Raw genomic sequence first — 8,532 nt, forward strand, 5'->3', positions numbered from 1 at the left:
TCATATTTCTGTTCGACACGCCGCAATGCGCCTTCGCTTGCGGCATTTTTCTTTGGCCTGCCGCTGCATTCATTCTGTCTTTTTGCTCGACCTTTCTGCTTGAAACGGTCTTTGACCAGCACTGATCCGGCACCGATCCTGACGCTTGCGGCACGTCCCTGTGCCGCGCTTTCCATGAGGAACCAGCGCAGGAGAAAGCGGAGGCCAGGTCATGCAAGGGACGAACGTGCTGTTCGGTCAGATCGCCGTGGTATTCGGCATCGTGATCGCCGGTGTGTGGGGTGCCACACAATGGACAGCGGCGGCCCTTGGCTATCAAGTACGCCTTGGCTCGCCCTGGTTCGACTTTCTTGGCACGTCGATCTACCACCCGTGGAAGCTGTTTGAGTGGTGGTTCTTCTTCGGCGCCTATGCGCCGGAGGTCTTCGACACCGGCGGTGCCATTGCCGGCGCCAGCGGCATGGTCGCCGTGGTCGTTGCCATCGCCATGTCGGTCTGGCGCTCGCGCCAGGCACGCATGGTCACGACCTACGGCTCGGCGCGATGGGCGAATGCGCACGACATTCGCAAGGCCGGCCTCACACAGCCTGCCGGCGTGTTCCTCGGTCAGCACGATCACCAGTACCTACGTCATGAAGGACCGGAACACGTCCTGACCTTCGCGCCCACGCGCTCGGGTAAAGGCGTGGGCCTAGTCATTCCCACACTCTTGAGTTGGCCGGCATCCGCCGTCATCCATGACATCAAGGGCGAGAACTGGAGCATCACCGCCGGCTGGCGTTCGCGTTTCTCGCACTGCCTGCTGTTCAACCCGACCGATGCGAAGTCGGCAGCCTACAACCCACTGCTGGAGGTGCGGCGCGGCGCGCATGAAGTGCGCGACGTTCAGAACATCGCGGACATTCTGGTCGATCCCGAAGGCGCGCTGGAGAAGCGCAACCATTGGGAAAAGACTTCGCACGCGCTGCTGGTCGGGGCCATCCTGCACGTGCTCTACGCGGGCGAAGACAAGACGCTGCGCGGCGTTGCCAACTTCCTGTCCGATCCGGCCAGCCCTTTCGAGCTGACCTTGCACCGGATGATGACCACGCCCCACCTGGGCGATGGCCCGCATCCGGTAGTCGCATCGGCTGCGCGCGAAGTGCTCAACAAGTCGGATAACGAGCGCTCCGGCGTGTTGAGCACCGCCATGTCGTTCCTCGGCCTGTACCGCGATCCCACGGTGGCCGAAGTCACTTCGCGCTGCGACTGGCGCATTGCCGACCTGATCGCGGCCGAACATCCGGTGTCGCTGTATCTGGTGGTGCCGCCTTCGGACATTTCGCGGACGAAACCGCTGATTCGCCTGATCCTCAACCAGATCGGGCGGCGCCTAACCGAATCGCTTGATGGCTCCGACGGCATCGCGCGCCGCCACAAGCTGCTGCTGATGCTCGACGAGTTCCCGGCGCTGGGCAGGCTCGATTTTTTCGAGACGGCGCTGGCCTTCATGGCGGGCTACGGCATCCGCAGCTTCCTCATCGCGCAGTCGCTCAACCAGATCGACAAAGCCTACGGCCAGAACCATTCGATTCTGGATAACTGCCATGTGCGCGTGACGTTCGCCACGAACGACGAACGCACGGCGAAGCGCATTTCCGAGACGCTGGGCACGGCCACCGAGCTGCGCGCGCAGCGCAACTACGCGGGCCACCGGCTCGCGCCGTGGCTGGGCCACTTGATGGTGTCGCGCCAGGAGACGGCCCGGCCGCTGCTGACGCCGGGCGAAGTCATGCAGCTTCCGCCCGACGAGGCGGTGGTCATGGTGTCCAGCGTGGCGCCGATCAAGGCGAAGAAGCTGCGCTACTACGCGGACGCCAATTTCAAGCGCCGCGTGCTGCCGCCGCCTGCACTGGCGAACGGGCAGTACGCGGACGCGCCGCCGTCGCGCTCGGATGATTGGAGCGGCCTGGCTATTCCCGCCATGCCCGTCGCGCCTGCGTCCGATACCGCTGAGGGCTTCGCTGCCTCTGCCGATGACGGTGGCCCACGCCGTCAACCCGAACTCTCCGAAACCGTCGCCTACGCCCCCGAGCTGGCCGTGCCGGCTGCCGACCTCGCGCTGCTCGATGACGACGACGACCTGCCGCTTCCCCTTCCTCGCCAGCTTGACCCGGCCATGCAGCGCACGGCGCGGCTGGCTTCCCTCGACCCCAACGACGGAATCGAGCTATGAGCCACTACCGCCTCAACCTGTTCATCCAGCCGGAGCACGCCAAGCGCCTGGACGAACTGGCCGCCAAGAAAGGCGTGTCCAAGTCGTCCATCGTCGCGGCGGCGCTCGCATCGTGGCTGTCGCCCGATGCCGCCGACCAGCGCGAGGCGGCCATTGCCAAGCGGCTTGATCGCCTGTCGCGCCAGGCCGAGCGCATGGAGCGCGACCAGAACATCGCCATCGAAACGCTGGCGCTGTTCATCCGCTACTACCTGACCGTGAGCACGCCGGTTCCCGAGGCGCACCAAGACGCGGCACGCGCGCAGGGCAAAGCGCGCTTCGAGCAGTTCACCGAGCAGCTTGGCCGCCACCTGCTGCGGGGCCGCAGCCTGGTGCGCGACGTGGTGGAGGAACTGCACCCCGATCCGATGCGGATGGAGGAAGCGGCGGCAGTCGCCCAAGCACAGGAGCGTGCGTCATGAGCGCCGTTCCGCAATCCATGACCGCCACGTCGCTCGACCGGCGCATCCAGATGTTGCGCACGGCGATGGGGCCGCTGATCGCCGCCGCGCTCGAAGACCCGGACGTGGTGGAAGTCATGCTGAATCCCGACCGCACCCTTTGGGTGGATCGGCTTTCATCGGGGCGTGCGCCGATGGGCGTGGAGCTGTCCGAAGCGGACGGCGAGCGAATCATCCGTCTTGTGGCGGCCCACGTCGGCGCGGAAGTGCATCGCGGCCAGCCGCTGCTGTCGGCCGAGCTGCCCGAGACCGGCGAACGCTTCGAGGGCATCTTGCCGCCCGCCGCGCCGGGGCCAGCCTTCGCGCTGCGTAAGCGCGCCATCGGCGTGATCCCGCTGGAGCGGTACGTCATCGACGGGATGATGACCAGCGCGCAGGCGGGCTTTCTGGTACGGGCCGTGCGCGAGCGGCAGAACATCCTGATCGCCGGTGCCACCAGCAGCGGCAAGACGACCTTGGCCAATGCTCTCCTGGCCGAGATCGCCGCCACGGGCGACCGCGTTCTCGTGCTCGAAGACACGGTGGAGCTGCAATGCGCGGCCCGTGACCACGTTCCCCTGCGCACCCGCGCAGGCGTGGTGTCGATGACCGAGCTGGTGCGCTCGTCCATGCGCCTGCGGCCTGATCGCGTCGTCGTCGGCGAAGTGCGCGGCGCCGAGGCGCTGGATCTCATCAAGGTGTGGGGCACCGGCCATCCCGGCGGCATCGCCACGATCCATGCCGGCTCCGCGCTCGGCGCGCTGCTGCGCCTGGAGCAACTGATTCTCGAAGTGGCGGTGAATCCGCCCCGTGCGCTGATCGCCGAGGCGGTCAACGTGGTGATCCACATCGCCGGGCGCGGGCGCAAGCGCCGCATCGAGAGCATCGCCCGCGTCGTCGGCTTCGACGGCGTGGGCTACCAACTGGCGGATGCGCTGGAAACGCCGTTTCCCGAGCTGCCGCCACTTCCCGATGCCGCACCCGCTGCGGCGACTTCCCCATCCCCTGACTCACTTGGAGAACTGCCATGACGCAGATGACCATTCCTGCTTTCCGTTTTTCTGCAAATCCGGCTTTGCGTCTTGCGCGGCTGCGCTGCCTGGCCCGCCCTGCGGGGCAAGGGCTGCTGCTGGCCGCGCTGCTGTTGTTCCTGGCCGGAACCGCGCAGGCCGCCGGTTCCTCGATGCCGTGGGAAGGCCCGCTGCAATCCATCCTCGAATCCATCCAGGGGCCGGTGGCACGAATCGTCGCCGTCATCATCATCATCGCCACGGGCCTCGCGCTCGCTTTCGGCGACACGTCCGGGGGATTCCGCAAGCTGATCCAGATCGTCTTCGGTCTGTCCATCGCGTTTGCCGCTTCGAGCTTCTTCCTGTCGTTCTTCAGCTTCTCCGGCGGGGCGGTCGTATGAATGGCCCGGACACCTTTGCGGACGGCTTCGAGGTGCCGCTGCATCGCTCGCTGACCGAGCCGATTCTGCTTGGCGGTGCGCCGCGCACCGTGGCGATCGCCAACGGCACGCTGGCCGCCGCTGTCGGCCTGGGCCTGCAACTGTGGATTCCCGGCGTGGTGCTCTGGATCGTCGGCCATTCGCTGGCGGTGTGGGGTGCGCGCGTCGATCCGCAGTTCATGCAGGTCTTCGCCCGGCACATCAAGCACCGCCCGCTGCTGGACGTGTGAGGGGAGGACGCCGCGATGCTGAACCTCGCCGAATACCGCCAGCGCCCTGCCTTGCTTGCCGACTGGCTGCCTTGGGCCGGGCTGGTCGCACCGGGCGTCGTCTTGAACAAGGACGGCAGTTTCCAGCGCACGGCCCGGTTTCGCGGGCCTGACCTCGACAGCGCGACGCAAGGCGAACTGATCGCCACGTCGGCGCGACTGAACAACGCGCTGCGCCGCATGGGATCGGGCTGGGCGCTGTTCATCGAAGCCGAGCGCCATGCGGCCGCCGACTATCCGCGCTCGGAGTTTCCCGAGCCGCTTTCGTGGCTGGTGGAGGAAGAACGCCGGGCCGCGTTTGAGGAATCCGGCCATCACTTCGAGAGCGGCTATCACCTGACGCTGGTGTACCTGCCGCCGGAGGAATCCCGCGCTCGTGCAGCCAAGATGCTCTACGAGAACACGCCGACGAATGGCGTGGACTGGCGCGAGCGGCTGCAAGCCTTCGTCGCGGAAACGGATCGCGTCTTTGACCTGCTCGACGGCGTGATGCCGGAAATTGACTGGCTCGATGACGCGCAGACGCTGACCTACCTGCACGCCACCATCTCGACGCGACGCTATCGCATCGGCGTTCCCGAAGTGCCTTTCCACATCGACGCGCTGCTGACCGACTCCCCACTGGTTGGCGGCATTGCGCCCATGCTAGGCGATCAGCACCTGCGGGTGGTGTCGGTGCGGGGCTTCCCGACCTCGACCTGGCCGGGGATTCTGGACGACCTCAACCGCCTCGGTTTTGCGTACCGCTGGAGCACGCGCTTTCTCTGCCTCGACAAAGCCGAGGCGGAAAAGGAACTTTCACGCCTGCGCCGCCAGTGGTTCGCCAAGCGCAAGAACGTCATCGCGCTGCTGCGCGAAACGATCTTCCAGCAGGAAAGCCCGCTGGTCGATACCGACGCCAACAACAAGGCCGCTGATGCCGACGCTGCCTTGCAGGAGCTAGGCAGCGATCAAGTCGCCTTCGGCTATCTGACGGCGACCGTCACCGTCATGGACGAGGACGCTGCCGTCGCAGACGAGAAGCTGCGCATGGTGGAGCGCGTCATCCAGGGTCGTGGCTTCGTCACCATGCCTGAAACGCTCAATGCCGTGGATGCCTGGCTGTCCTCGCTCCCCGGCAACGCCTACGCCAACGTGCGCCAGCCCATCGTCTCGACGCTGAATCTGGCGCACATGATGCCGGTGTCGGCGGTATGGGCTGGGCCAGAGAAGAACGAACACCTCGACGGCCCCCCGCTGATCGTGACACGTACCGATGGCGCCACGCCGTTCCGGCTGGTGACGCACATCGGCGACGTGGGCCACACGCTGGTCGCGGGGCCGACTGGCATGGGCAAGTCGGTCTTGCTCGCCACGCTGGCGATGCAGTTCCGCCGCTATCGCGGCTCGCGCATCTTCGCCTTCGACATGGGCCGCTCCATGCGGGCCGCGATCCTCGGCCTGGGCGGCGAACACTACGACCTGGGCACGGATGGCGAAATCGCCTTCCAGCCACTCGCGCGCATTGACCGTGAGGGCTACCGCACGTGGGCCGCCGAATGGATCGAAGGCCGCTTGCTGCACGAAGGCGTGGCGGTCGGCCCCGACGAGAAGGCGGCTATCTGGTCGGCGCTGGGAAGTCTCGCCGGTGCGCCGGTGGAGCAGCGCACGATGACGGGACTTTCCGTGCTGCTGCAATCAAACACGCTGCGGCAGGCGCTGTCTCCCTATGTGCTCGGTGGCGCGCACGGCAAGCTGCTGGACGCCGACCACGACCGGCTGGGCATGGCCGACGTGCAGTGCTTCGAGATGGAGGAGCTGATGCACAGCAAGGCCGCCGTCATGGCCGTGCTGCATTACCTCTTTGCGCGTTTCGATGAACGCTTCGACGGGGCGCCCACGCTGCTGATCCTCGATGAAGCGTGGCTGTTCCTCGATGACCCGGTGTTTGCCGCGCGTATCCGCCAGTGGCTCAAGACACTACGCAAGAAGAACGTCAGCGTCATCTTCGCCACGCAGAGCCTTGCCGACATCAAGGATTCGAGCATCGCGCCCGCGATCATCGAGAGCTGCGCGAGTCGGATCTTCTTGCCCAACCCGCAGGCGACCGAGCCGCAGATTCGCACGATCTACGAGGGCTTCGGCCTCAACAGGCGGCAGATCGAAATCGTCGCCACCGCGCAGCCCAAGCGCGACTACTACTACCAATCCCGCCTCGGCAACCGCCTGTTCGACCTCGACCTGGGGCCGGCGGCGCTGGCGTTTGCGGGCGCCTCCACGCCGCAAGACCAGCGGGACATAGACCGCGTGCTGCTGGACGCCGGCGTGCCCGGCTTCGCGGGCGCCTGGCTGCGCCATCGCGGCCTCGATTGGGCGGCCGACCTGCTGCCCTCGTTCCCCGGCCTCGCGCCGGGTTCCCTCGCTGACCAACCCCTGGAGAACCTGTCATGAAAAAGCGCCTTATCGCCGCCGCCATCGCGGCCATGCTGTGCACTGCCACCGCCCATGCGCAATGGGTCGTGGTCGATCCCACGAACCTCGTGCAGAACACGCTGACCGCGATCCGCACGCTGGAGCAGATCAACAACCAGATCCAGCAGCTTCAGAACGAAGCGCAGATGCTGATGAACCAGGCGCGCAACCTCGCCAGCCTGCCGTCCAGCGTGGTGAACCAGTTGCGCGCCAATCTGGCGACGACCGAGCGGCTGATCGCCCAGGCCAGGGGCTTGGCCTACGACGTGACGAGTCTGGATCGGGAGTTCGCGCGCCTGTATCCCGAGCAGTACGCCGCCACCGTCAGCGGCGACCAGATGTACCGCGACGCGCAGGAGCGTTGGCGGAACACGCTAAACGGCCTGCAGACCACCATGCAGATGCAGGCGCAGGTGTCGCAGAACCTGGGCGAAGACGAAAGCGTGCTGGCCGATCTTGTGGGCAAGAGCCAGTCGGCCGAAGGTGCGTTGCAGGCGATGCAGGCCATGAATCAGTTGCTGGCCTTGCAGGCCAAGCAGTCGATCCAGTCGCAGCGGCTCCAGATCACGCAAGACCGGGCGGCGTCGCTGGAGCTGGCGCGGCAGGCGGCAGCCACGGAGCGCGCCCGCGAGGTGCGGCGGCGCTTCCTGGGCGACGGCACGCCGTACACGCCGCAGTCCGTGAACTTCTACGGCAACTGACGGGAGGCCGCCATGCGATGCGTCCTCGTCCTGTGTGTCGCGCTGCTCGCCGCTTGCGGCGAGCAGCCGGCCGACCACCTTGCCGATGCCCTGGCCGCCGATCCCGTGCGGCTGAAGGCATTGCGCGCGCAATGCGCGGCCGACCGGCAGGCCACGGGCGAGGACGCTTGCCGTGCCGCCGCCGAAGCCTTCCGGCGGCGCTTCTTCTCCGGCCAGGCCGGGCCGGATGAATACCAGACGCTGGGCGACCTGCCGCCGATCCCGCCGAGCTTCGAGGAACCGGCCGATGGCATGGCGCCGGCCGTTCCCGCCGAACCGGAGGACACGCCATGAATGACGTGACCATCATCGACCAGTTCCTCAACACCTTTGCCGCTTATATCGACTCGGGTTTCGGGCTGCTGCGGGGCGAAGTGGCGTTCCTCACTGCCACGCTGATCGTCATCGACATGACGATCGCCGGCCTGTATTGGGCCATGAGCCATGCCACCGGCCAGGGCGAGGACGTGATCGCCAAGCTGCTGCGCAAGGTGCTCTACGTCGGTGCCTTCGCCTACATCATCAATAACTTCAACTGGCTGGCCAGCATCGTGTTCCGCTCGTTTGCGGGATTGGGCATCACCGCCACCGGCTCGGCCATCACGATGGAGAACTTCTTGCAGCCGGGCCGGCTGGCGAAAACCGGCATCGACGCCGGGGCGCCGATTCTGGAGCAGATCGGCGAGATGGCGGGCTTTCCCGAAGTGTTCGTGAACCTCGACCCCATCGTGGTGATGTTCCTCGCGTGGCTGGTCGTGGTCTTGTGTTTCTTCGTGCTGGCGATCCAACTGTTCATCACGCTGATCGAGTTCAAGCTGACCACGCTCGCCGGATTCGTGCTGGTGCCATTCGCGCTCTGGAACAAGACCGCGTTCCTCGCCGAAAAGGTCTTGGGCAACGTGGTGGCCTCCGGCGTCAAGGTTCTGGT

Annotated in this window: 9 protein-coding genes; all 9 read left to right on the top strand. The window is 66.2% G+C overall.

Annotation, left to right across the window (positions count from 1 at the left end; all coding sequences use genetic code 11):
- The first annotated feature begins 211 nt into the window (after window positions 1–211).
- Entirely contained in the window at window positions 212–2,215 is a 2,004-nt protein-coding gene (locus BV908_RS19080) for a conjugal transfer protein TraG (protein ID WP_033475076.1), read from the top strand.
- Window positions 2,212–2,676: a ribbon-helix-helix protein, CopG family gene (locus tag BV908_RS19085; RefSeq protein ID WP_103738935.1), complete on the top strand. Its 465-nt coding sequence runs from the start codon at window positions 2,212–2,214 to the stop codon at window positions 2,674–2,676. The genes BV908_RS19080 and BV908_RS19085 overlap by 4 nt, the downstream gene beginning before the upstream one ends.
- Window positions 2,673–3,725, top strand: coding sequence for a P-type conjugative transfer ATPase TrbB (gene trbB / locus BV908_RS19090; RefSeq protein WP_103738936.1), 1,053 nt, complete (start codon window positions 2,673–2,675; stop codon window positions 3,723–3,725). Before BV908_RS19085 ends, trbB begins: the two co-directional genes overlap by 4 nt.
- Window positions 3,722–4,105 (top strand): TrbC/VirB2 family protein, encoded by a 384-nt coding sequence (locus tag BV908_RS19095; protein WP_003103996.1) that lies wholly within the window; start codon window positions 3,722–3,724, stop codon window positions 4,103–4,105. The genes trbB and BV908_RS19095 overlap by 4 nt, the downstream gene beginning before the upstream one ends.
- Entirely contained in the window at window positions 4,102–4,374 is a 273-nt protein-coding gene (locus BV908_RS19100) for a VirB3 family type IV secretion system protein (protein ID WP_003111087.1), read from the top strand. The genes BV908_RS19095 and BV908_RS19100 overlap by 4 nt, the downstream gene beginning before the upstream one ends.
- Window positions 4,375–4,389: 15 nt before the next feature.
- The gene (gene trbE, locus BV908_RS19105; RefSeq protein ID WP_003111086.1) at window positions 4,390–6,843 is read left to right on the top strand and encodes a conjugal transfer protein TrbE; all 2,454 of its coding nucleotides are present in this window, start codon (window positions 4,390–4,392) and stop codon (window positions 6,841–6,843) included.
- Complete coding sequence (gene trbJ / locus BV908_RS19110) at window positions 6,840–7,565, top strand: P-type conjugative transfer protein TrbJ (RefSeq protein ID WP_003111085.1); 726 nt, start codon at window positions 6,840–6,842, stop codon at window positions 7,563–7,565. Before trbE ends, trbJ begins: the two co-directional genes overlap by 4 nt.
- Before the next feature lie 12 nt (window positions 7,566–7,577).
- Window positions 7,578–7,898 carry a hypothetical protein gene (locus BV908_RS19115; RefSeq protein ID WP_016851776.1) on the top strand — a complete coding sequence of 107 codons (321 nt, stop codon included), beginning with the start codon at window positions 7,578–7,580 and terminating at the stop codon, window positions 7,896–7,898.
- Window positions 7,895–8,532: P-type conjugative transfer protein TrbL (gene trbL / locus BV908_RS19120; protein WP_103738912.1), on the top strand; the 638-nt coding region annotated here is incomplete at its 3' end. The genes BV908_RS19115 and trbL, both read left to right, overlap by 4 nt.

This window comes from Diaphorobacter sp. LR2014-1 (assembly GCF_002916785.1).
GTDB lineage: Bacteria > Pseudomonadota > Gammaproteobacteria > Burkholderiales > Burkholderiaceae_C > Diaphorobacter > Diaphorobacter nitroreducens.

What these genes read in the sequence shown, in the direction of transcription:
- BV908_RS19085 (WP_103738935.1), top strand. Translation starts at nt 2,212, where the DNA reads ATGAGCCACTACCGCCTCAACCTGTTCATCCAGCCGGAGCACGCCAAG.
- BV908_RS19100 (WP_003111087.1), top strand. Translation starts at nt 4,102, where the DNA reads ATGAATGGCCCGGACACCTTTGCGGACGGCTTCGAGGTGCCGCTGCAT.
- trbJ (WP_003111085.1), top strand. Translation starts at nt 6,840, where the DNA reads ATGAAAAAGCGCCTTATCGCCGCCGCCATCGCGGCCATGCTGTGCACT.
- BV908_RS19115 (WP_016851776.1), top strand. Translation starts at nt 7,578, where the DNA reads ATGCGATGCGTCCTCGTCCTGTGTGTCGCGCTGCTCGCCGCTTGCGGC.
- BV908_RS19080 (WP_033475076.1), top strand. Translation starts at nt 212, where the DNA reads ATGCAAGGGACGAACGTGCTGTTCGGTCAGATCGCCGTGGTATTCGGC.
- trbE (WP_003111086.1), top strand. Translation starts at nt 4,390, where the DNA reads ATGCTGAACCTCGCCGAATACCGCCAGCGCCCTGCCTTGCTTGCCGAC.
- BV908_RS19095 (WP_003103996.1), top strand. Translation starts at nt 3,722, where the DNA reads ATGACGCAGATGACCATTCCTGCTTTCCGTTTTTCTGCAAATCCGGCT.
- trbB (WP_103738936.1), top strand. Translation starts at nt 2,673, where the DNA reads ATGAGCGCCGTTCCGCAATCCATGACCGCCACGTCGCTCGACCGGCGC.